The organism is Paenibacillus sp. D9, from assembly GCF_001188365.1.
GTDB lineage: Bacteria > Bacillota > Bacilli > Paenibacillales > Paenibacillaceae > Paenibacillus_O > Paenibacillus_O humicus.
Genome location: NZ_JZEJ01000001.1, coordinates 3810061 through 3831761 on the forward strand (window position 1 = coordinate 3810061; position 21701 = coordinate 3831761).

Genomic DNA, 21701 nt, shown 5'->3' on the forward strand with positions numbered 1-21701 from the left:
AACCGGGGTTCTGTTGAGATGGTCAGACAGGCTATGGTAAAATATTTGAAGCGTCTTGAGAGGAGGTAGGGGATGAATCGAATCATCCGGAACACTGGATTTTACCTGCTTATTTTCCTGGTAACCGTCGGAATTGTCCAATTCATCAGCAATCAGGACGAAAACAGCACCCAGATTCGTTACGACGAGTTCCAACAGCAGCTCCAGGCTGACAACATCGACAAGCTGACGGTTCAATTCGACAGTTACACGTATCTGGTGACCGGTGAATACAAGAAAACGCCAGCGGGGTCTGAAAGCAATTCGCTCAAGTTCTTCACCTACACAAACGCGGAGGAATACACCTCCAAGCAGATTTCGGATACAGCCTTGAAGAACGGAATCCAAATCGAGTACAAGAAAATGAAAGGCCAGAGCATCTGGCTTACATTCCTGACCTCCATCATTCCGTTCGTGATCATCTTCATCCTGTTCTTCTTCCTGATCAATCAGGCACAGGGCGGCGGCGGCAAGGTCATGAACTTTGGCAAGAGCAAAGCCCGTTTGTATAACGAAGAGAAGAAGCGGGTCACGTTCGAGGATGTCGCCGGCGCCGACGAGGAGAAGCAAGAGCTCGTCGAGGTCGTCGAATTCCTCAAGGATCCGCGCAAGTTCGCCGCAGTCGGCGCCCGCATTCCGAAGGGCGTGCTGCTGGTGGGCCCTCCGGGTACCGGCAAGACGCTCCTGGCCCGCGCTGTCGCAGGCGAAGCCGGAGTTCCGTTCTTCAGCATCTCCGGCTCGGACTTCGTCGAGATGTTCGTCGGCGTAGGCGCATCCCGCGTCCGCGACCTGTTCGAGAACGCCAAGAAGAACGCGCCTTGCATCATCTTCATCGACGAGATCGACGCTGTCGGACGCCAGCGGGGCGCAGGCCTCGGGGGCGGACATGACGAGCGCGAGCAGACGCTCAACCAGTTGCTCGTCGAGATGGACGGCTTCGGCGCCAACGAAGGCATCATCATCGTAGCCGCCACCAACCGTCCGGACATTCTGGATCCCGCGCTGCTTCGTCCAGGCCGCTTCGACCGTCAGATCACGGTCGACCGCCCGGATGTAAAAGGACGCGAGGCCGTCCTCAAAGTCCACGCGCGCAACAAGCCGCTCAACAAGGACGTCAAGCTGGACATCATCGCGAAGCGGACGACGGGCTTTACCGGCGCCGATCTCGAGAACCTTCTTAATGAAGCGGCGTTGCTTGCCGCAAGACGCAACAAGAAGGATATCGGCATGACCGAGGTCGATGAAGCGATCGACCGCGTCATCGTGGGCACCGAGAAGAAAAGCCGCGTCATCAGCGACCGCGAGAAGCGCATCGTCGCTTACCACGAGGCGGGCCACACCATTATCGGCTACTTCCTGGAGAATGCCGACATGGTTCACAAGGTCACGATCATTCCTCGCGGACGCGCCGGCGGTTATGTCATCATGCTTCCCAAGGAAGACCGCATGCTCATCACCAAGCAGGAAATGCTCGACAAGATCACCGGCTTGCTGGGCGGCCGCGTAGCCGAGGAGCTGTTCATCGGAGAAATCGGAACCGGTGCCTACAGCGACTTCAAGCAAGCGACCGGAATCGTCCGCAGCATGGTCATGGAATACGGCATGAGCGACAAGCTCGGTCCGATGCAGTTCGGCAGCACGCAAGGCCAGGTATTCCTTGGACGGGATATCGGCCATGAGCAGAACTACTCCGACAAGATTGCTTACGAGATCGACCAGGAGATGCAGAACTTCATCAACGAGAGCTACAACCGCGCGAAGCAGCTGCTTACCGAGAAGAGCAAGGAAGTGCATCTGATCGCTCAGACGCTGCTTCGTCTCGAGACGCTCGACCTGGAGCAGATCCGCAACCTGATCGAGACCGGCTCCGAGAACGGCGACGGTTCCGGCAGCGGCGACGCAGGCGGCGAAGAGCCTGCCGGCGAGCCGACGATCGACACGATCGGCGGTGTCAAGGTCCGCATCCAGCCTCGCGATCCCGGTGAAGGATCGACCTCTGGCGAGAGCATTACGGACGCCAATACAGGCGGCACCGACATCGGCGGAGACGGAACCGGCAGCGGTCCGGATAAAGTCTAACTTAGGATTTGAAACCTTGCAGCCCTCATGCACAATTGTGCATGAGGGCTGTTGCTTATGTTCAGGCGGTCCGGTATAATATCCGAGGGTGAGGGAAAGGTAAGAGGGATGGAGTAATTTTCTCTGTAAGGGCCATGTAAGTTTTACAGTTAAATAGTGGTCATATTTATCCAATTTATTTCATGAAAAATGAAAAAGCTTCGGATAATTCAGATGTAAATGCTTTCACCGTGTAAGTTTTAATAACACTTTCTCATTGACTCTTATTGATTATAGGCTATAATAACTATATCCAATCAAAACGTATAGGACAGGGGAGAAATACACAGATGAAATGGACAAGCAAGCCGTTCCAAGTACTGAGTGTATCTGCGCTCGCTATGATGCTCGTTGTTTCCGGTTGCGGTTCGAAGAACAATAATAACTCCGAGAATGCGGGCGGAGCAGCGGGTTCCAACACACCTGCCAATACGGAGAATGCAGGCGGCTCCAACGCCGACTACTCCAAGTTCAAGATCGGCATGGTTACGGACGGCGGCGGCATCAACGACAAGTCCTTCAACCAATCCGCTTGGGAAGGCCTCCAGAAGCTCGAAAAAGACACCGGCATCAAAGTAAAGGCTCTTGAATCGAAGGGCGACGCCGACTTCGAGCCGAACCTGAACACGCTGATCAAAGGCGGCTACGACCTGACTTGGGGCATCGGCTTCATGATGAATAAAGCGATGACCAACGTGGCCACGCAAAACCCGGATGCGAAGCTCGCGAGCATCGACTCCGTCGTCGACGCTCCTAACGTTGAATCCGTCATGTTCGCCGAGAACGAAGGCTCCTTCCTCGTCGGCGTCGTTGCAGGCCTGACGACCAAGACGAACAAAGTCGGCTTCGTCGGCGGCGTAGAAGGCGATCTGATCGGCAAATTCGAAGCCGGCTTCACGGCTGGTGTGAAAGCTGTCAATCCGGATGCTACGGTAAAAGTCAGCTATGTGGGCGACTTCACGAAGCCTGACCTTGGCAAAGCGGCTGCAGCCACGATCTACAACGATGGCGCCGACATCATCTACCATGCTGCAGGCGGCAGCGGCAACGGCGTCTTCACCGAAGCCAAAGAGCGCGTCAGCAAAGGTCAAAAAGTATGGGTTATCGGCGTCGACAAAGACCAATCCGTCGACTTCGGCAACGACATCACGCTGACTTCCATGGTTAAACGTGTCGACCAAGCGGTAGAAATGGTTTCCAAGGATCTGGCCGACGGCAAATTCGAAGGCGGATCGACTCGTACGCTGAGCCTGAAAGACGGCGGCGTAGGCCTTCCGGAGAACAACCCTAACGTTCCTGAGGACGTAATGGCCAAAGTAAAAGAGTACGAAGCGAAAATTACGGGCGGGGAAATCACGGTACCAACCGCGCCAAGCAAGTAAGATTGCCCGAGCCCAAAGACAAGGCCAGCTTCTAGAGCCGGCCTTGTTCTTTTTGCCGTAAAAGGGAAGGAGATGCAAGGATGGAGCAAAGGCCGATCGTAGCAGAACTGAAAGGAATCACCAAGAGATTTCCCGGCATTGTCGCAAACGACAACATCAGCCTGCAGCTTAGAAAGGGAGAGATCCATGCCCTTCTAGGAGAAAACGGCGCCGGCAAGTCGACTCTCATGAATATCCTTTTCGGGCTCTATCAGCCTGACGAGGGGCATATCGAAATCAACGGCAGTCCCGTGGTTATCGACGGTGCCGGCAAGGCGATCGAGCTGCGGATCGGCATGGTCCATCAGCACTTCAAGCTGGTCAAGCCTTTTACTGTAGCGGAGAATATCATTCTGGGCAACGAGCCTACAAAAGGCGCTACGATCGATATCAAGAGCGCCAATGAACGCGTGAAGCAGATTTCCGAGCAGTACGGCCTGAAAGTGGATCCGCGCGTCAAGATCGAGGATATCACCGTCGGCATGCAGCAGCGGGTCGAAATTCTGAAGACGCTTTACCGCGGCGCGGACATCCTGATCTTCGACGAGCCGACAGCCGTTCTGACCGTTCAAGAGATCGAAGAGCTGATCGTCATTCTGCGCAATTTGGCTCGCGAAGGCAAATCGATCATTCTCATTACGCATAAGCTCAAGGAAATCATGGAGATTGCGGACACCTGCACCGTCATCCGCCGGGGCAAAGTCATCGGCAGCGTTTCCGTGAAGGAATCCAACGAGCGCCAGCTGGCGGAAATGATGGTCGGCCGTTCGGTCAGCTTCCAGGTGGACAAGCAGAAGAGCAAGCCGGGCAAGCCGGTGCTGGAAGTGAAGGATCTGGTCGTTCCGGGCGAGCACGGCAAGCCGGTCGTCGACCATGTCACCTTCGACATCCGCGCAGGCGAAGTGTTCGGCATCGCCGGCGTCGACGGCAACGGGCAGACGCAGCTCATCGAGGCGATCACCGGCATGCGCAAGGCAAGCGGCGGCTCGGTGAAGGTGCTCGGCAAGGAATTGCTGGGAACCTCCGTACGCACGGTGACGGAAGCCGGCGTATCGCATATTCCCGAGGACAGGCACAAGCACGGTCTCGTGCTCGACTTCAGCGTCAGCGAGAATATGGTGCTGAACAACTATTACAAAGAGCCTTTTACTCATAAGGGTCTATTGAACTACAAGGCAATGGACGAGAACGCCAAAAAGCTCGCAGAGCAGTTCGACGTGCGAATGTCCGGCATCCATACGGAAGCCCGCTCCTTGTCGGGCGGCAACCAGCAGAAGGCGATCATCGCCCGGGAGCTCACCCGCGATCCGGAGCTGATTATCGCCGTGCAGCCGACTCGCGGCCTTGACGTCGGCGCCATCGAATTCGTGCATAAGCAGCTCATCGAGGCCCGCAACGCGGGCAAAGCGGTGCTTCTCGTTTCCTTCGAGCTGGAGGAGCTGTACGGCCTCTCCGACCGCCTTGCGGTCATCTATGAGGGACGGTTCATGGGCCAGATGGAAGCGGACGAGAAAAACGAAGAGCAAATCGGACTCATGATGGCGGGCAACGCCATGGGAGCCGCCGCCGGCCATACAGGCTGAGACAGGAGGACAACGGATGCAGCGTCTCAATCAAATATTCACGAAACAGTCCACCTATGTTCCGATTCTGGCCATCATTCTCGGCCTGATCGTCGGCGCCATCGTCATGTGGATGGGCGGATTCAACCCTTTCGAAGCCTATAAGGCCATGCTGGTCAAAATTTTCGGGACTACCTACGACTTCGGCGAAGCTATCCGCCAGGTCACGCCGCTGATCTTCACCGGCTTGTCGGTTGCGTTCGCGTTCCGCGCTGGATTGTTCAACATCGGTGCGGAAGGCCAGTTCATCATGGGGATGACGGCCGCTACATGGGTCGGCATCAACACCGATCTGCCTTGGTTCATCCATCTTCCGCTGGCCGTTCTGGCAGGCGGCCTTGCGGGCGCGATCTGGTCGGGCCTTGCCGGCTGGCTCAAAGCGAGTCGCGGAATCAACGAAGTCATTTCGACGATCATGCTGAACTGGATCGCTTATTACTTCGCCAACTTCATGGTTCGCGTCGTCATGATCGAGAAAGGGCAGAACCGCTCTCAGGATGTGCTGCCGTCGGCATCGGCATCCATCGACTGGCTGTCCGCTCTGATGGACAATGCCCGCGTCCACTGGGGCACGGTCATCGCCCTGCTTTGCTCCGGCATTTTCTACTACATTCTTTGGAAGACCCGCCAAGGGTACGAGCTGCGCGCCAGCGGCCACAACGCGGATGCCGCTTTCTACGCGGGCATCAACGTCAAGGGCAGCATCGTCAAGGCGATGATGATCTCCGGCGCCTTCGCCGGTCTCGGCGGCGCCTTCGAGATTCTCGGCGTGTTCAAGTCCATGGCGGTCATGAACGCGCAGCCGGGCTACGGATTCGACGGAATCGCCGTGTCTCTGCTCGGCGGCAACAACCCGTTCGGCATCGTGTTCGGCGCGATTCTGTTCGGCTTCCTCAGCTACGGCTCGCAGGGCATGAACTTCGAGCTTGAGGTTCCGAACGAAATCATCCGGATCGTCATCGGCTCGGTCATCTTCTTCGTAGCCAGCCACGGCATCGTCAAATGGTTCCTCAAGCCGTTCTTCAAAAAACGGCGGGAAGAAAAGAAGGGGGCGGCGTAAATGGATCTTTTGGCTCAGCTGATCAACACCACGCTGGTCTTCTCGACCGCCCTGATTCTGGCCGCGCTCGGCGGCATCTTCTCGGAGCGCTCCGGCGTCGTCAACATCGGCCTTGAAGGCCTCATGATCGTCGGCGCGTTCAGCGCGGCCGTGTTCACGTATTTCTCCAGCGAATGGGGCTTCGGCGGCGGCTCGCCTTGGTTCGGCCTCCTCATGGCGGTCGTCTGCGGCGTCGTCTTCTCCCTGCTGCACGCGGTGGCTTCCATCACGCTGAAGGCCAACCAGGTCATTATCGGGGTCGTCATCAATATCCTTGCCCTGGGCGCGACCATCTACCTGGTCAAGAGCCTGTTCGACGGCCAGGGCCAGTCGGAGAACCTGACCGGCATCGCCTTCACCAAGTGGAACATCCCGGTCCTCTCAGATATTCCGTTCATCGGAGAAGCGCTGTTCAAGGCTTACCCGACCACGTACATCTGCTACGTGCTCGTGTTCCTGAGCTGGTTCGTCCTGTACCGGACCCGCTTCGGCCTGCGCCTGCGCGCCGTCGGCGAGCATCCCGGCGCGGCGGACACCGTCGGCATCAGCGTCACGAAGTACCGCTACATCGGCGTCATGCTGAGCGGCGCGTTCGCCGGTCTCGGCGGCGCAGCGATCTCGCTTACGACGACGTACGATTTCTCGCACACGACGATCAGCGGCCAGGGCTTCATCGCGATCGCGGCGATCATCTTCGGGCGCTGGCATCCGATCGGCGCGGCAGGGGCGGCCTTGTTCTTCGGCTTTGCCCAGGCGCTGCGCTTCCAAGCGCAGCTGTTCGAATGGTCCAAGGCCATTCCAAACGAGTTCCTGTACATGCTGCCTTACGTCCTCACGCTGCTGCTGCTCGCATTTGCGGCGGGCAAAAACCGCGCTCCGGCGGCGGCGGGTGAGCCTTACGATCCCGGCAAGCGTTAAGATCGGCTTACAGCCTCTTGCATCCATATGCAAGAGGCTTTTTTTTGCACCCTGCATCAGATGGGGACAACAAATCCGAAAGAAGGAAAGCCCTGCTCGACGATACATGGAATGGCGTCAAAAAAGGATGCCGGCGAAGGAAGCGGCGGAGCTCGCGGCCCCTGTTTTGAGCGAAGGGACCTTTAGGCTCCGGACAGCCGGTTCCCCTTGGAAATCGGGGCTCCGCAAGCAAAATTCCTTGGTTGACAGCCTCGGAGCAGGGGTGTAAATTAGGTGTTACTGAATCGTCACATCTTAACAACATTGTGAATCATTTCACGAGTTAAAAGGGGCATCCGGCATGGAATGTCCGGATGGTTGAGCATACTATAACGGGTCCGCGCCTGTGCTGACGCATGGAAGCGACGGACTTCGAAGGAGATGGATCGACGTGGAAGCTTTGGCTCTGGAGCGCAAGGCGGAACAGAACCGGGAACTGCGCGAGAGGCTGCTGCAGCTGAAGAAAGAACGCAACGCCATCATTCTCGCCCACTATTATCAGAGGGATGAAATTCAGGAGGTCGCCGATTTCCGGGGGGATTCGTTCCTGCTGGCGCAAAAGGCGGCTGAAACCGACGCCGATACGATCGTATTCTGCGGCGTCCACTTCATGGGCGAGAGCGCCAAGATTCTGGCTCCGAACAAGACCGTCATCATTCCCGACGAGCGGGCCGGCTGCCCGATGGCGGACATGGTCAATGTCGAGGGCCTGCGCAAGCTGAAGGCGCAGCATCCCAATGCGAAGGTCGTCACGTATATCAACTCTTCGGCCGAGATCAAGGCGGAGACGGATATTTGCTGCACGTCGGCCAACGCCGTGAAGGTCGTCAACTCGGTCGACAGCGACGAGATCATCTGGGTGCCGGACAAGAACCTGGGCCATTATGTCCAGCAGAAGACCGACAAGAAGATGATCATCTGGGAAGGCTACTGCAATACCCATGACATGCTGACCGTCAAGGACGTCGAGGAAATGAAAGCCAAATATCCGAACGCGGAATTTGTCGTCCATCCCGAATGCCGTCCGGAAGTCGTCGAGCTCGGCGATTTTGTCGGAAGCACGACGGCCATCATCAAATATTGCAAGGAATCGCCCAATAAGGAATTCATCGTCGGAACCGAGGACGGCACCGGCTACCAGCTTCGTCTGGACAGCCCGGACAAGACGTTCCATTTCGCGACCAAATACCTGGTATGCCCCAACATGAAGGTCAACAACCTCAAGAAGCTGGTCCGCTGCCTGGAAAACATGTCTCCGCAAATCTATGTGCCGGATGCCGTTGCCGACAAGGCGCGCCTGTCCCTGGAGCGCATGCTGCTGGTGAAGTAGCATGCGCTACTCCCATGTCCGGAGGAGCTTGCACCTATGATACCTAGATATTTAGTCGATCTGAATCTCGACGAGCTGCCTGTCGTGGAGAAGGATGTCATCGTCATCGGGGCCGGCATTGCCGGTCTTTTTACCGCTATACGGGCCAGCGAACGGAACTCGGTCCTGATGATCACCAAGAAATCGCTCATGGACAGCAACACGCGTTATGCGCAGGGAGGCATTGCCGCCGTCATTTCCGACGAGGATTCTCCCGACTTCCATCTGGAGGACACGCTCGTGGCCGGCGCCGGCCTGTGCGACCGCGACGCTGTCGAGGTGCTGGTGCATGAAGGGCCCAAGGGCGTGCGCAGCCTGATCGGCATGGGCACGCAGTTCGACCTCGAGAACGGGGAATTCGCCTTGACGAAGGAAGGCGCGCACAGCCAGCGCCGCATCCTGCACGCCAACGGCGACGCGACCGGCTTCGAGATCGTCCGCGCCTTGTCGGAGAAGGCGATGGCCGCCGAGAGGATCGAGGTATGGGACGACCACTTCGCCATCGACCTCATCACGCGGGACAATGAATGCTGCGGCGCCCTTGTGCAGAAGCCGGACGGCAGCCGGGTATTCGTGCGCGGCAAGGCGACCATCCTGTGCACCGGCGGCACTGGGCAGATGTTCCGGTATACGACCAATCCGGAAGTAGCGACCGGAGACGGCGTCGCGATGGCTTACCGTGCCGGAGCCTACATAAGAGACATGGAATTCATTCAGTTCCATCCGACAACGCTTTGCTACCCGGGCGCGCCCCGCTTCCTCATTTCGGAGGCTGTCCGGGGAGAAGGGGCCGTTCTGCGCAACATCCGCGGCGACCGCTTCATGGAGCGATACCATCCTCAGCTGGAGCTGGCGCCGCGCGACGTCGTCGCCAATGCCATCGTCAGCGAGCTGGAGCAGACGCGGTCGACATTCGTCTATCTGGACGTGACGCATGAGTCGGAGGAGATGATCCGCCACCGGTTCCCGACGATCTACGAAACCTGCCTGCAGTACGGCCTCGATTTGACGACGGACTGGATTCCGGTCGCTCCGGCGGCCCATTATACGATGGGCGGCGTCAAGACGGATCTGAACGGAGAGACGAATCTCTCCCGCCTGTTCGCCTGCGGCGAAGTGTCTTCGACCGGGGTGCATGGCGCCAACCGGCTGGCGAGCAACTCGCTGTCGGAGGCGATCGTGTTCGGGCGCCGCATCATCCACCGCATCGAGGAGCTGCCGCCGCTTGAGGGCGCGGTTCATGTACGGGAAGAAAAGGAAGAGCATAGCGCCATCTCCAGACAGGCGGTCGTGGAGAAGCGGCTCAAGCTGCAGAAGGTCATGGTTCGCTATGTCGGCTTGCGCCGCAGCGCGGACAGCCTGGCCAAAGGGCTTGTCGAGCTGAAGAGGCAATTGCCGTTCCTTTCGTCGGTCATGGCCAAATGGGAAGATTTCGAGTTCGCCAATCTGCTGACCATCTCCATGCTGACCGCGGAGTCCGCGGCTGCCCGCGAGGAAAGCCGAGGCGCGCATTACCGGGTGGATCATCCTCAGCGGGATGACCGCAATTGGCGCAAACATACGGTTCTGCACCGAGTGCAGGGCATTACGGAGGAATCGGTATATGATGGATCAGCAATTTGAGGCCGGCCTTGGCCTCGGCGGTTATGACAAAAGTCTTCGCGACAGCATTCAGAGCTGGCTGGCCGAGGATATCGGCACCGGGGATGTGACGACCCGCACGACCATTCCGGCTGGCAGCAACATGAAAGCCGTCATCCACGTCAAGGAAGACGGGATTATCGCCGGCCTGCCCGTCGCGCAGACCGTCTTTTCGGTCGTCGATCCATCCCTTGCCTTCACGGCTCATGCAAAGGACGGCGACCGGGTAACGGCGGGAACCGTCATCGCCGAAGTGGAAGGCAGCACGCACAGCATTCTGACGGGCGAGCGGCTCGCGCTCAACCTGATGCAGCGCTTGTCGGGCATCGCCACCAAGACAAGCCGCTTCGTCGACATTCTGGACGGGCTTCCGACTCGTCTGGTCGACACCCGCAAGACGACTCCGGGCCACCGGATGCTGGAGAAGTACGCCGTCCGCGTCGGCGGCGGCGCCAATCACCGCTTCGGCTTGTACGACGCCGTCATGATCAAGGACAACCATATCAAGGGAGCCGGCGGCATCACCGCGGCCGTGATCGCGTCCCGTTCCGTCATCCCGCACACGATGAAGATCGAGGTCGAGACGGAATCGATGGAGCAGGTCGGCGAAGCTCTTGATTGCGGCGCGGACATCATCATGCTCGACAATATGAAGCCGGAGCTTATGGCGGAGGCCGTTCGTCTGATCAAGAGCCGTTCTCCCCATGTCCTGACGGAAGCGTCGGGCGGGGTGCGGCTGGAAACGATCCGGGCCATCGCCGAGACCGGCGTGGACATCATTTCCGTCGGCGCCCTCACGTATTCGTTCGAAGCTCTCGATATCAGCCTCGACCTGGGCGGCAAGAAGGGGAGGTCGTAATCCGTGATTGTCGTCATCGACGTAGGCAATACGAATATCGTGCTCGGCATCTACCGCGGACAGGAGCTGCTCCATCACTGGCGCATGAGCACCAACCGCTCGGCGACGAGCGACGAGTACGGCATGATGGTGTACAACTTCTTCCAATTCGCCGGCATCTCCATCGATTCCATCGACGGAGTCGTCGTCTCTTCGGTCGTGCCGCCGCTCATGAGGACGCTGGAGCAGCTGTCGGTCAACTACCTTCGGCACTCCCCTCTCGTCATCGGTCCCGGCATCAAGACGGGCCTCAACATCCGGTACGAGAATCCGCGCGAGGTCGGAGCGGACCGCATCGTGAATTCTGTCGCCGGAATCGAGAAATACGGCTCGCCGCTCATCGTCGTCGATTTCGGTACGGCGACGACCTTCGATTATATCGATCCGAGCGGCGCTTATCTGGGCGGCGCCATCGTGCCGGGCATCGGCATCTCGACGGAAGCGCTTTACCAGAAAGCGGCCAAGCTGCCGCGCATCGAGCTTGTCCGGCCGCGCAGCGTCATCGGCCGCAATCCTGTGACTTCAATGCAGGCCGGCATCATTTTCGGCTATGCCGGACAGGTGGACGGCATCGTCCGCCGGATCCGCCAGGAGTTCGGAACCGATCCGCGCGTCATCGCGACGGGCGGCCTGGCCGACATGATCGCGGCGGAATCGGAGACGATCGAGAAGGTGGACCAGCTGCTCACGCTCGAAGGGCTGCGCATCATTTACGAGCGCAACCAGGACCAGCATGGTTAATGAAGCCGGAGAAAGAGCAAATTGAGATAGGATTGAGCGGCGCCGACTGAAGCATTGAGTCAACGGCAATGAAGAAACCAACAGAGGACAAGGAGGGATTCATTGATGAGCGATTACAAGGAAGGAACCCGCGAGGGCGACTATCTCGTCCGGGGAACGGCATGGGGCGGCAAAGTCCGCGTATTCGCGGCGCGCACGACCGAGCTGGTCGGCGAGCTGCAGCGGCGTCACGGAACCTACCCGACCGCTTCCGCAGCGCTGGGACGCACAGCGACGATCGGGTCGATGATGGGGATGATGCTCAAGGGCGAGGAGAAGCTGACGCTTCAGGTCAAGGGCGACGGTCCGATCGGCCAGATCGTCGTTGATGCCAACGCCAAGGGAGAGGTGCGCGGTTATGTCGACAACCCGGAGGCGCATGTGCCGAGCAATTCGCTCGGCAAGCTCGATGTGGCCGGCGTCGTCGGTACGACGGGCTTCGTCCATGTCACCAAGGATCTGGGCCTCAAGGAGCCTTACCGCGGCAGCGTTCCGATCGTATCCGGCGAGCTGGGCGAGGATTTCACCTATTACTTCGCTTCCTCCGAGCAGACGCCTTCGGCGGTTGGAGTAGGCGTGCTGGTGGACGTGGACGGAAAGGTGCTGCATGCAGGAGGCTTCATTCTCCAGCTGCTGCCTGGCTTGACCGATGAGGAGATCGGGCGGCTCGAGACGGCTCTGGGCGGGCTGCCGCATGTCACGGCCCTTTTGGATCAAGGTGAGACCCCGGAAGAAATTCTGCGGTGGGTCGTCGGCGACGAGCTGACTGTGCATGAGACGATGGACGTGAAGTTCGTCTGCCAATGCTCTGCCGAAAAGGTGGAGCAGACGCTGATCAGCATGGGCGAGACCGAGCTGAGAAACTTGATCGAAGAGGAAGGATCGGCTGAGGTCGTCTGCCACTTCTGCAACGAGGCCTACACGTTCGACAAGCCTCATCTGGAAAGGCTGCTTCAAGAAGCCACCGCCGGCAAGAACGGGTAAGGGAAGACGGGCGATATGGGCAAGGACAAAATGCTCAAGGGAATCATCGGCTTGCAGGCGGTCTGCATGATCGTGCTTGCCGTTTTTGTTGTCATCCAGCAGCTTCCCGAGTCGGCTCCCGGATCGGTCGACGCGTCCGGAGCGGGAGCCGGAGGCTCGGACGGCGAAGCGGCTGTCGTCGGGGATCAGGCGATCCGGAATTCGGATTGGGTGGAGCAGCTCAAGAAGCAGTACGGGGACAGTGTGCTGAGGATGCTGATGCTGCGCAGCGCGCTGGACCAGGAGAGCGCCAAGGGGAGCCTGGAAGTGACGGCCGAAGAGATTCAGTCGGAGCTGGCTTCCCAGATGGAAGGATACGAGGATGAGGACGCCTTCTACCGGGAAATGAAGGAGCAGCTCGGCATGAGCCGGGATGACGTATGGAGCGACGCCATGTACCGCCTGCTTCTGGAGAAGTGGATGACGCGCGGCATCGAGGTTTCGGACAAGGAAGTAGACGCTTATATGAAGGAGCATCAGGCGGAGCTCTCCGCTTCCTCGCGCCTGCATCTTCGCTGGATCGTCCTTCCGGATTCGGACAAGGCCTCTGCGGTGCTGGATGAGCTGGAGCAGGGGGCCGGCTTCGAGGAGCTGGCGCAGCGGGAATCCCTGGATGAAGGAACGGCTTCGAACGGCGGAGATCTCGGGCTGATCGACGAGCGGGATCCATTCCTCGACCCGGGGGCGGCCAAGGCGGCCGCCGGCCTGCAGCCCGGCGACATCGCAGGTCCCGTGGAGGTGGCCGGAGGTTATGCGGTCATTGAGCTGCTGGAGCGGATCACGCCTCCGGACCCCGGCAAGGCCGCCATGCGCGAGCGGGTCAAGCGCATGATCGCCCTGGACGAAGCGGGATCCCTGAAGGATGGGGAAGAGAAGCTTCTCAAGCACTATCAGGCATCGGTGCTGCCCGATCCGACATCGGAACCGACCAAAGGATAGCGAAATGACGATACGTTCATGCTGTCCTCCGCGATTCTATTGACAAGGGCCGAAAGGCCTTGTTAAGATAGAAACAGCCAATAACCTACTATTTTAGTCGGAATATAGATGAGGAGGCAGTTGACTATGGCCAGAATTGTGCAGAATGTAACCGAACTGATCGGAGATACGCCGCTTGTCCGCTTGAACCGCTTGGTGCCGGAGGGAAGCGCCGAAGTGTACGTGAAGCTGGAATATCAGAACCCGGGCTCCAGCGTCAAGGACCGCATCGCCATCAGCATGATCAACGTTGCGGAAGAGCAAGGTCTGATTCAGCCGGGCGTGACGACGATCGTCGAACCGACGAGCGGCAATACGGGAATCGGCCTGGCCATGGTTGCTGCAGCCAAGGGCTACCGTTCCGTGCTCGTCATGCCGGAGACGATGAGCCTTGAGCGCCGCAACCTGCTTCGCGCTTACGGCGCGGAGCTGGTGCTCACGCCAGGAGCCGAAGGAATGAACGGCGCCGTCAAGAAGGCGGAGCAGCTGGCGGAGGAGAACGAGAACTACTTCATCCCGCAGCAGTTCAAGAACCCGGCCAACGTCAAGGTCCACCGCGAGACGACGGGACCGGAGATCGTCGAGGCGATCAACGGCTACGACGGCAAGCTGGACGCGTTCGTGGCGGGCATCGGCACCGGCGGCACGATCAGCGGCACGGGCGAGGTGCTGCGCAAGAGCTTCCCGAACATCCACATCGTCGCGGTCGAGCCTGCGGCATCCCCGCTGCTGTCCGGCGGCAAGCCGGGTGGGCACAAGATCCAGGGCATCGGCGCCAACTTCATTCCGGACATCCTGGATCGCGAGATCTACGATGAAGTCATTACGGTCGAGAACGAGGAAGCATTCGAGTTTGCGCGCCGCGCCGCCAAGGAAGAAGGCCTGCTCGTCGGCATCAGCTCCGGCGCAGCCATCTCTGCCGCGCTGCAGGTGGCCAAGAAGCTGGGCCCGGGCAAGCGCGTCATCGCGGTCGTTCCGAGCAACGGAGAGCGCTACCTGAGCACGCCGCTGTTCAACTTCGAGAACTAGGTTCCGGATAACACGAAGGCTCTCCGACGATCGGAGGCAGAGTCTTCACGCAGGGCAAACCGTTCCGACGCCATCTCTATCGATGGCGCGGGGCGGTTTTTTCATGGCCGGAAACGCATCCCGCGTAGGCGGGGTTCCTTATTTTCATGGCAGGCGCTTTCGGAGGCAGGCGGATTACAATCAGGGATATGGCGCCTTTTTCAGCTTGATTTTGAACAATCAAAAGGATACGATCAGTCGATAGAGAAGAGGACGATGCATGAACGGGGGAAGCGGGGCCATGACAGAATTCGGAGTCACGTCTTGGGAGCAGTGGGAATCTTGGCTGGGCGGGGAGAAGGAGTACACGACCTTGCCGGTGCTGGCCAGACTGCCTCTGCCGGAGGAGAGCCTGCTGCCGGAATCCTGGGAACGGATGTGGCTGGAGGCGGGGCCTTGCTCGATCGTCCTGGAGAGCGGCAAAAGCGGAAGGTACACCTATATGGGACGGCGGCCCGCCGAGCTGCTGCAGGGCAAGGGCGGCTATGCCGAACAGCTCCGGCTTCGGCTCGGAAAGGGCGGCCGGGCAGATTACGAGCTGGTCGAGCGCTTCGAGGCCGCTCCGCTGGAGGCGGTCAGGCGCTGGATGCGAGGATCGGACGGTCCGAGGCTTCCTGCGGGAGAAGGTCCGGCATGGACCGGAGGCATCGGCGGATTCTGGAGCTATGACATCATCCGCTCCATCGAGCGCCTCCCGGAGCTGGCCGAAGACGATCTCGGCTTGCCGGACTATCTGTTCATGCGGCTGGACGAGCTGTGGATCGTCGACCGCAAGAAGCGGCTGCTGTTCGCTTCGGTTCATGTCCCTCTGACCGGCCAGGCCGGTGTAGGCGCCAGGAGAGCCGCATACGATGCGGCTGTCGTCCGTACGGAAGAAATGCTTCGGGAATGGGCGGACTGGAGCGCCTCATCCGGTGCGGCAGCGGAGCTTGCGGATTCTCGGCGCCAGCTCCTGGAGCGGGAGCGGGACGGCTCCGCCCCTCCATTCGCGGATGTGCCGGAGGGGGCCGCCAGCCCGTTCCTCAAGGACCGCTATATGAATGCGGTCCGCCGGATCCAGGATTACATCGCGGCGGGCGACGTCTTTCAAGTCAATCTCTCGCTCAGGCAGCAATGCCGGACGGAGACATCGCCGGAAGAGCTGTACGAATGGCTTCGCCTCATCAATCCTTCTCCGTATATGGGCTTGCTCCGCACGCCGGGCTTCCAGCTGGTGTCCGCCTCGCCGGAGCTGCTCGTCGAGATGAAGGACGGGCGGCTGGCCACGCGTCCGATCGCGGGGACTAGGCGGCGCGGGCGAACTCCGGAGGAGGATGCCGCGATGGAGCGGGAGCTCAGGACGAGCGAGAAGGAGACCGCCGAGCATATCATGCTCGTAGACCTGGAACGCAACGATCTCGGACGTGTGTCGAGCTACGGCAGCGTGCGCGTGGAGGAGCTGATGGCGGTGGAGCGGTACTCCCATGTCATGCATCTGGCTTCCCAGGTGGAGGGCCGTCTGGCCGAAGGACTCGATGCATTCGACGTCATCGCCGGAGTGTTTCCCGGAGGGACGATTACCGGCGCCCCAAAAATCCGCACGATGGAAATCATCGAGGAGCTGGAACCGGTCCGCCGCGGTCCGTATACGGGCTCGATGGGCTGGATTGACTACAGCGGGGATATGGAATTTAATATTATTATCCGCACGATGGCCGTCCTGGACGGCCAAGTGCATATCCAGGCCGGGGCGGGCATCGTGATCGACTCCGACCCCGAGCGGGAATACAAGGAATCCATCAGCAAGGCAAGAGCGCTGTGGCGCGCTTTCCAATACGCGGAGCTGCACCGCGCCGCGGATGCCGCGCCGGCATCCGACACCAACTGACAGGGGGCTTTCGAAATGATTCTCGTACTCGACAATTACGATTCCTTCACGTACAACCTCGTGCAGTACCTGGGCGAGCTGAACGAAGAAATCGTCGTGAAGCGCAATGACGAGATTACGCTGGAGGAGGTCGCCGGGCTTGCTCCGGACCACATCCTGATCTCTCCGGGACCTTGCTCTCCGAACGAAGCCGGCATCAGCCTCGCTCTGATCGAGCGCTTCAAGGGCGAGATTCCGATCTTCGGCGTCTGCCTGGGGCACCAGGCGATCGGACAAGCCTTCGGAGGCGAGGTGGTGCGGGCGGAGCGGCTCATGCACGGCAAGACGTCTCCGATCCTTCACGAGGGAAGGGGCGTATTCCGCGGCCTGCCGTCGCCGTTCACCGCGACACGCTACCACTCCCTCATCGTGCGGCGCGAGACGCTGCCGGACGAGCTGGAGATCACGGCCGAGACGGCCGAGGGCGAAATCATGGGCTTGCGGCACAAGAAATATGCCGTTGAAGGCGTGCAGTTCCATCCGGAATCCATCATTACGGAGAACGGATTGGCGCTGCTGCGCAACTTCCTGTCGGAGACGGCCGTTCGATGAAGATTGGTTATAACGGATCCGTGGCCGATTCCGAAGATGTCCGCATCTCGGTTTTCGACCACGGATTTTTATATGGAATGGGATTGTTCGAGACGTTCCGCACCTACGGAGGCGAGCCTTATTTGCTGGAGAGGCACCTGCGGCGGCTGGAGGACGGCTGCGCGCGGCTGCAAATCTCCTATCGGGCAGAACCGGATCGAATCCGCATGCTGGTCCGCGATGTGATGGCTGCCGCAGCAATCGACGGCGATGCCTATGTCCGCATGACGGTGTCCGCCGGCGACGAAGGGCTCGGCTTGCCGGCCGGGCCTTACGCCTCGCCTTCGGAGATCGTCATGGTCAAGAATCTTCCGCCGGCATCTCCGGAGCTGCATGTCCGCGGACGCGAGCTGCGCCTGCTGGGGACGCCGCGGAATACGCCCGAGCTCGGCATCCGGATGAAGTCGCTTCATTACATGAACAGCATCGCGGCCAAGCAGGAGCTGATGGCCTCCGGAGCTTCGGCCGGGTCCGAAGGGCTGATGCTGACAGCGGAAGGATGGCTGGCGGAGGGAATCGTCAGCAATCTGTTTTTCGTCTCGGGCGGCATCGTCCGCACGCCGTCCCTGGAGACGGGGATTCTGCCCGGAATTACGCGCGGCCGCGTCATGGAGCTGGCGCGGGAAGCGGGAATGCCGGTCGAGGAAGGACTGTACCGGTGGGAGGATCTATTGGAGGCGGACGAGGTTTGGACGACCGGGTCGGTGCAGGAGTTGGTTCCCGCAACCGCGCTGGCTGACGGCTCGGGGAAGCTCGCCCATCCACGTGCAGGAGCGGCGGCGGGTCCGATATGCAGCAAGCTCCTCGGCCTGTACCGGGCCGATGCGCGGAGCGGCTGGCAGATAGACAGATCCTGATCGGACATCCGGCAGCCGCTTGCGTATTGCGAGGCTCCGGCTGAAGCCTGGCCGCAGATTCCGCAGGCTATCCGGTTCATTAAGGTTTTTTATAGGAGGGGATTCGATGTATATCCGTCAACGGCGCCATGCCGTGCCGAAGCGCCGGTATGAGCTGGGGGGAGGCGTCAGGCTGGAGCTTGGAGAGCGGACCTTGATCATGGGCATCCTGAATGCGACCCCGGATTCGTTCTCCGACGGCGGACGCCATGCCCGGGTGGATGAGGCGGTGCGCCACGCCCTGAAGATGGCGCGTGAGGGCGCGGACATCATCGATGTCGGAGGAGAATCGACCCGACCCGGCTTCACCCCTGTTCCGCATGAGGAGGAGCTGCGGCGCGTCGTTCCCTTGATCGAGAGGCTGCGCCTCGAGCTGCCGGAGATGCCTCTTTCCATCGATACGTACAAGTTCGAAACGGCGAGGGCGGCGCTTCAAGCCGGCGCGCATATCATCAACGATATATGGGGTTTGCGGCTCGATTTCCGAATGGCCGATACCGCCGCCGAGTTCGGCTGCCCGGTCATCATCAGCCACAACCGGCAGGAAAGGGACTACGAGGATCTCATACCGGATGTCGTTTCCGACCTTCAGGGAAGCGTCGAGATCGCCAGGGCGGCGGGCGTAGCCGAGGAGAACATCTGGCTCGATCCCGGCATCGGCTTTGCCAAAACCCATGAAGACAACGTGGCGCTGATGGGGAGCTTGTCACAGCTGGCGGAGCTGGGCTACCCGGTGCTGCTCGGCACTTCGCGCAAGCGGTTCATCCGGGACACGCTCGGGCTGCCGGTCGGAGAGCTGATCGAGGGAACGGCAGCGACGGTGGCGCTTGGAATCGCCCAAGGCTGCCAGATCGTTCGCGTGCACGATATCGATGCGATCCGCAAAACATGCGCAATGACAGACGCGATCGTCTACGGCCCGCGCTGATACTTTGGAACAGAAAGGAATGGACCGGCCGACAATGGACAAGATGACACTTAATGGCATGCGGTTTTTCGGTTATCATGGCGTATTTCCGGAGGAGAACCGGCTTGGGCAGAATTTCCATGTCGACCTCGTTCTCAAGCTGGATCTTGAGCAGGCCGCCCGCACCGACGAGCTGGAGCATTCCATCAACTATGCCGACCTGCATGCGGCGACCAAGAAAATCGTGGAAGGGCCGCCCGTGAAGCTGATCGAGGCGCTGGCGGGCCGTATTGCAACTGCACTGCTCGAGACGTATACTGGCATTACTGAATTGACCGTTCGCGTGACGAAACCGAATCCTCCGTTCGAGATCCACTTCGACGGCGTTGTCGTCGAACTGGTGCGAAAGCGGGATGAGCATGGAGAAATCGTACCCGCATAGCGGGACTGCCGGGACTATGAGCAGGGCCTATATCGCCCTCGGCTCCAACATAGGGAAACGCGCGGACCTGCTCGCGCAGGCGTTGAAGCTGCTTGACGGAAGCGAGGGCGTGTCCGTGGAGGAGGTATCCTCCGCGTATGAGACCGATCCGGTCGGTTACGCCGACCAGCCCGCTTTCCTCAATATGGCGGCTTCTCTGCGGACGCGCCTCGATCCGCTGGAGCTGCTGCGCCTGATGCTCGACATCGAGCGCCGGCTTGGCCGGGTCCGCGATATCCGCAACGGCCCGAGAACGATTGATTTGGATCTGCTTTTATATGAAGATGTGTCCATGGATAAGGAAGAGCTGCAGCTCCCTCATCCTAGAATGGAGGAGCGGGCGTTCGTGATGGTTCCCCTGGCCGAGGTGCTGGAACCGGGCCACCCTCTGCTGGCCAAGGCGGAGTCGATGGCGGTCGCGGCATTACGGGATGGAAAGGAAGGCATTGCTCAATGGAATACGATCAACTGGCGCAGCGGATCCGCGCCTTTCGGAAGCTGAAGGGCTTCACCCAACAGCAGCTGGCCGACAAGCTGGAAGTATCCGTTGCGGTGCTCGGCTCGCTCGAGCGCGGCACGCGCAAGCCCGAAGCCAAGCTTCTCGGGCGGATCGCCGACACTCTCGGCATCGACTATGAAGAATTGACGGCCGTGACGAGCGGCGGTCTGCGATAGAAGGAAGGAACGGTTATGCTTAAAATCGGAAATATCGAAATGAAGAATAATGTCGTTCTCGCTCCTATGGCGGGCGTCTGCAACCCTGCATTCCGGCTCATCGCCAAAGAGTTCGGCACCGGGCTCGTTTGCGCGGAGATGGTGAGCGACAAGGCGATTGTCCACGGCAACAAGCGCACGCGCGAAATGCTGTTCGTGGATGAGCGCGAAAAGCCGCTCAGCCTGCAGATTTTCGGCGGAGACCGCAGATCCCTTGTCCAGGCTGCGAAAGTCGTCGACAAGGAGACGAATGCGGACATCATCGACATCAACATGGGCTGTCCGGTGCCGAAGGTGACCAAATGCGATGCCGGCGCCCGCTGGCTGCTCAATCCCGACAAGATCTACGAGATGGTCAGCTCGGTCGTCGACGCCGTCGACAAGCCGGTAACGGTCAAGATGAGGATCGGCTGGGACAGCGACCATATCTTTGTGGTCGAAAACGCCCGCGCCGTCGAACGCGCCGGAGGCAAAGCCGTCAGCGTGCATGGACGCACCCGGGAGCAGCTGTATACGGGCCATGCCGACTGGAGCTACATTAGGCAGGCCAAGGAAGCGGTGAGCATTCCGGTCATCGGCAACGGCGACGTCAACACCCCGGAGGACGCCAAGCGCATGATCGCCGAAACCGGCTGCGACGGCGTCATGATCGGACGCGCGGCGCTCGGCAACCCTTGGATGCTCTACCGCACGATCCATTACCTCACGCATGACGAGCTGCTGCCGGAGCCGAACGCCGTGGAGAAGATGGAGATCGCCATCCTTCACATGGACCGGCTGATCGCGCTCAAAGGCGAGGCCGTAGCCGTGAAGGAGATGCGCAAGCATCTGGCCTGGTATCTCAAAGGCCTCAAGGGCGCCGCCCGCATCAAGGACAACATCATGGAAGAGACGAGCCGCGATGTCATGGTCAACATCTTGAACGAGTATATCCGGTCTCTCGGCCAGGATGCCCAGATGCCGGCCGTACCGGAAGCGGCGGTCAACTGAAGCCATAGCACTGCCGCCCGCGGCAAGACGCTTTCCCTTGCGGGAAGCGTGCCCGCGGGCGGCCGTCTTTGCCGGGGGCCTCTCATTGACACGCCGGGTGCAATTGCATATAATCTTGCAATATAATCCTGTGCCGTCTGTTCTTGGTGGATTATGGACACGGTTTCAGGCACTGGGAATCCTGCTGTAATTCCTTTCGCTTT

The 21701-nt window shown here is 59.8% G+C and carries 20 protein-coding genes; all 20 read left to right on the plus strand.

Translation table 11 applies throughout. The features are described 5' to 3' along the window. Positions 1-72: 72 nt before the first annotated feature. The 20 genes from ftsH (at position 73) to dusB (ending at position 21498) form a co-directional block, all read left to right on the plus strand. Positions 73-2118 carry an ATP-dependent zinc metalloprotease FtsH gene (gene ftsH, locus VE23_RS17130; protein WP_083436599.1) on the plus strand — a complete coding sequence of 682 codons (2046 nt, stop codon included), beginning with the start codon at positions 73-75 and terminating at the stop codon, positions 2116-2118. Positions 2119-2447: 329 nt separating this feature from the next. Further along, positions 2448-3539: a BMP family lipoprotein gene (locus VE23_RS17135; protein ID WP_048749058.1), complete on the plus strand. Its 1092-nt coding sequence runs from the start codon at positions 2448-2450 to the stop codon at positions 3537-3539. Between the two features lie 80 nt (positions 3540-3619). After that, complete coding sequence (locus tag VE23_RS17140) at positions 3620-5161, plus strand: ABC transporter ATP-binding protein (RefSeq protein ID WP_048749057.1); 1542 nt, start codon at positions 3620-3622, stop codon at positions 5159-5161. A gap of 16 nt (positions 5162-5177) precedes the next feature. Then, positions 5178-6260 carry an ABC transporter permease gene (locus VE23_RS17145; protein WP_048749056.1) on the plus strand — a complete coding sequence of 361 codons (1083 nt, stop codon included), beginning with the start codon at positions 5178-5180 and terminating at the stop codon, positions 6258-6260. After that, positions 6261-7217 (plus strand): ABC transporter permease, encoded by a 957-nt coding sequence (locus tag VE23_RS17150; RefSeq protein ID WP_021878943.1) that lies wholly within the window; start codon positions 6261-6263, stop codon positions 7215-7217. A 430-nt stretch (positions 7218-7647) separates the two neighbouring features. Then, a complete protein-coding gene (gene nadA, locus VE23_RS17155; protein WP_048743683.1) occupies positions 7648-8586 on the plus strand; it encodes a quinolinate synthase NadA in 939 nt (312 codons plus the stop codon). 36 nt (positions 8587-8622) lie between these two features. Continuing rightward, the gene (gene nadB / locus VE23_RS17160) at positions 8623-10248 is read left to right on the plus strand and encodes an L-aspartate oxidase (RefSeq protein WP_049868652.1); all 1626 of its coding nucleotides are present in this window, start codon (positions 8623-8625) and stop codon (positions 10246-10248) included. After that, positions 10229-11125, plus strand: coding sequence for a carboxylating nicotinate-nucleotide diphosphorylase (nadC, locus tag VE23_RS17165; protein ID WP_374725865.1), 897 nt, complete (start codon positions 10229-10231; stop codon positions 11123-11125). Before nadB ends, nadC begins: the two co-directional genes overlap by 20 nt. Before the next feature lie 3 nt (positions 11126-11128). After that, positions 11129-11905, plus strand: coding sequence for a type III pantothenate kinase (locus tag VE23_RS17170; protein WP_021878948.1), 777 nt, complete (start codon positions 11129-11131; stop codon positions 11903-11905). 105 nt (positions 11906-12010) lie between these two features. Continuing rightward, positions 12011-12928, plus strand: coding sequence for an Hsp33 family molecular chaperone HslO (gene hslO, locus VE23_RS17175; protein ID WP_048743680.1), 918 nt, complete (start codon positions 12011-12013; stop codon positions 12926-12928). A 15-nt stretch (positions 12929-12943) separates the two neighbouring features. Further along, complete coding sequence (locus VE23_RS17180; RefSeq protein ID WP_021878950.1) at positions 12944-13906, plus strand: peptidylprolyl isomerase; 963 nt, start codon at positions 12944-12946, stop codon at positions 13904-13906. A 126-nt stretch (positions 13907-14032) separates the two neighbouring features. Beyond that, positions 14033-14974, plus strand: coding sequence for a cysteine synthase A (gene cysK / locus VE23_RS17185; protein ID WP_048743677.1), 942 nt, complete (start codon positions 14033-14035; stop codon positions 14972-14974). Between the two features lie 280 nt (positions 14975-15254). After that, entirely contained in the window at positions 15255-16880 is a 1626-nt protein-coding gene (locus tag VE23_RS17190; RefSeq protein WP_049869779.1) for an anthranilate synthase component I family protein, read from the plus strand. 15 nt (positions 16881-16895) lie between these two features. Continuing rightward, on the plus strand, positions 16896-17471 hold the full coding sequence (gene pabA / locus VE23_RS17195) for an aminodeoxychorismate/anthranilate synthase component II (RefSeq protein WP_048743675.1): 576 nt from the start codon (positions 16896-16898) through the stop codon (positions 17469-17471). Next, a complete protein-coding gene (locus tag VE23_RS17200; RefSeq protein ID WP_049868653.1) occupies positions 17468-18367 on the plus strand; it encodes an aminotransferase class IV in 900 nt (299 codons plus the stop codon). The genes pabA and VE23_RS17200 overlap by 4 nt, the downstream gene beginning before the upstream one ends. A gap of 106 nt (positions 18368-18473) precedes the next feature. Beyond that, positions 18474-19334 (plus strand): dihydropteroate synthase, encoded by an 861-nt coding sequence (gene folP / locus VE23_RS17205; protein ID WP_049868654.1) that lies wholly within the window; start codon positions 18474-18476, stop codon positions 19332-19334. Between the two features lie 34 nt (positions 19335-19368). Continuing rightward, positions 19369-19755, plus strand: coding sequence for a dihydroneopterin aldolase (gene folB / locus VE23_RS17210; RefSeq protein WP_048743696.1), 387 nt, complete (start codon positions 19369-19371; stop codon positions 19753-19755). Between the two features lie 16 nt (positions 19756-19771). After that, positions 19772-20296 carry a 2-amino-4-hydroxy-6-hydroxymethyldihydropteridine diphosphokinase gene (gene folK / locus VE23_RS17215; protein WP_049868655.1) on the plus strand — a complete coding sequence of 175 codons (525 nt, stop codon included), beginning with the start codon at positions 19772-19774 and terminating at the stop codon, positions 20294-20296. Beyond that, positions 20248-20469, plus strand: coding sequence for a helix-turn-helix domain-containing protein (locus VE23_RS17220; RefSeq protein ID WP_048743666.1), 222 nt, complete (start codon positions 20248-20250; stop codon positions 20467-20469). Before folK ends, VE23_RS17220 begins: the two co-directional genes overlap by 49 nt. A 15-nt stretch (positions 20470-20484) precedes the next feature. After that, entirely contained in the window at positions 20485-21498 is a 1014-nt protein-coding gene (gene dusB, locus VE23_RS17225; RefSeq protein ID WP_021878957.1) for a tRNA dihydrouridine synthase DusB, read from the plus strand. Positions 21499-21701: the final 203 nt, after the last annotated feature.

What these genes read in the sequence shown, in the direction of transcription:
- ftsH (WP_083436599.1), top strand. Translation starts at nt 73, where the DNA reads ATGAATCGAATCATCCGGAACACTGGATTTTACCTGCTTATTTTCCTG.
- VE23_RS17135 (WP_048749058.1), top strand. Translation starts at nt 2,448, where the DNA reads ATGAAATGGACAAGCAAGCCGTTCCAAGTACTGAGTGTATCTGCGCTC.
- VE23_RS17140 (WP_048749057.1), top strand. Translation starts at nt 3,620, where the DNA reads ATGGAGCAAAGGCCGATCGTAGCAGAACTGAAAGGAATCACCAAGAGA.
- VE23_RS17145 (WP_048749056.1), top strand. Translation starts at nt 5,178, where the DNA reads ATGCAGCGTCTCAATCAAATATTCACGAAACAGTCCACCTATGTTCCG.
- VE23_RS17150 (WP_021878943.1), top strand. Translation starts at nt 6,261, where the DNA reads ATGGATCTTTTGGCTCAGCTGATCAACACCACGCTGGTCTTCTCGACC.
- nadB (WP_049868652.1), top strand. Translation starts at nt 8,623, where the DNA reads ATGATACCTAGATATTTAGTCGATCTGAATCTCGACGAGCTGCCTGTC.
- nadC (WP_374725865.1), top strand. Translation starts at nt 10,229, where the DNA reads ATGATGGATCAGCAATTTGAGGCCGGCCTTGGCCTCGGCGGTTATGAC.
- hslO (WP_048743680.1), top strand. Translation starts at nt 12,011, where the DNA reads ATGAGCGATTACAAGGAAGGAACCCGCGAGGGCGACTATCTCGTCCGG.
- VE23_RS17180 (WP_021878950.1), top strand. Translation starts at nt 12,944, where the DNA reads ATGGGCAAGGACAAAATGCTCAAGGGAATCATCGGCTTGCAGGCGGTC.
- cysK (WP_048743677.1), top strand. Translation starts at nt 14,033, where the DNA reads ATGGCCAGAATTGTGCAGAATGTAACCGAACTGATCGGAGATACGCCG.
- VE23_RS17190 (WP_049869779.1), top strand. Translation starts at nt 15,255, where the DNA reads ATGACAGAATTCGGAGTCACGTCTTGGGAGCAGTGGGAATCTTGGCTG.
- pabA (WP_048743675.1), top strand. Translation starts at nt 16,896, where the DNA reads ATGATTCTCGTACTCGACAATTACGATTCCTTCACGTACAACCTCGTG.
- VE23_RS17200 (WP_049868653.1), top strand. Translation starts at nt 17,468, where the DNA reads ATGAAGATTGGTTATAACGGATCCGTGGCCGATTCCGAAGATGTCCGC.
- folP (WP_049868654.1), top strand. Translation starts at nt 18,474, where the DNA reads ATGTATATCCGTCAACGGCGCCATGCCGTGCCGAAGCGCCGGTATGAG.
- folB (WP_048743696.1), top strand. Translation starts at nt 19,369, where the DNA reads ATGGACAAGATGACACTTAATGGCATGCGGTTTTTCGGTTATCATGGC.
- folK (WP_049868655.1), top strand. Translation starts at nt 19,772, where the DNA reads ATGAGCAGGGCCTATATCGCCCTCGGCTCCAACATAGGGAAACGCGCG.
- VE23_RS17220 (WP_048743666.1), top strand. Translation starts at nt 20,248, where the DNA reads ATGGAATACGATCAACTGGCGCAGCGGATCCGCGCCTTTCGGAAGCTG.
- dusB (WP_021878957.1), top strand. Translation starts at nt 20,485, where the DNA reads ATGCTTAAAATCGGAAATATCGAAATGAAGAATAATGTCGTTCTCGCT.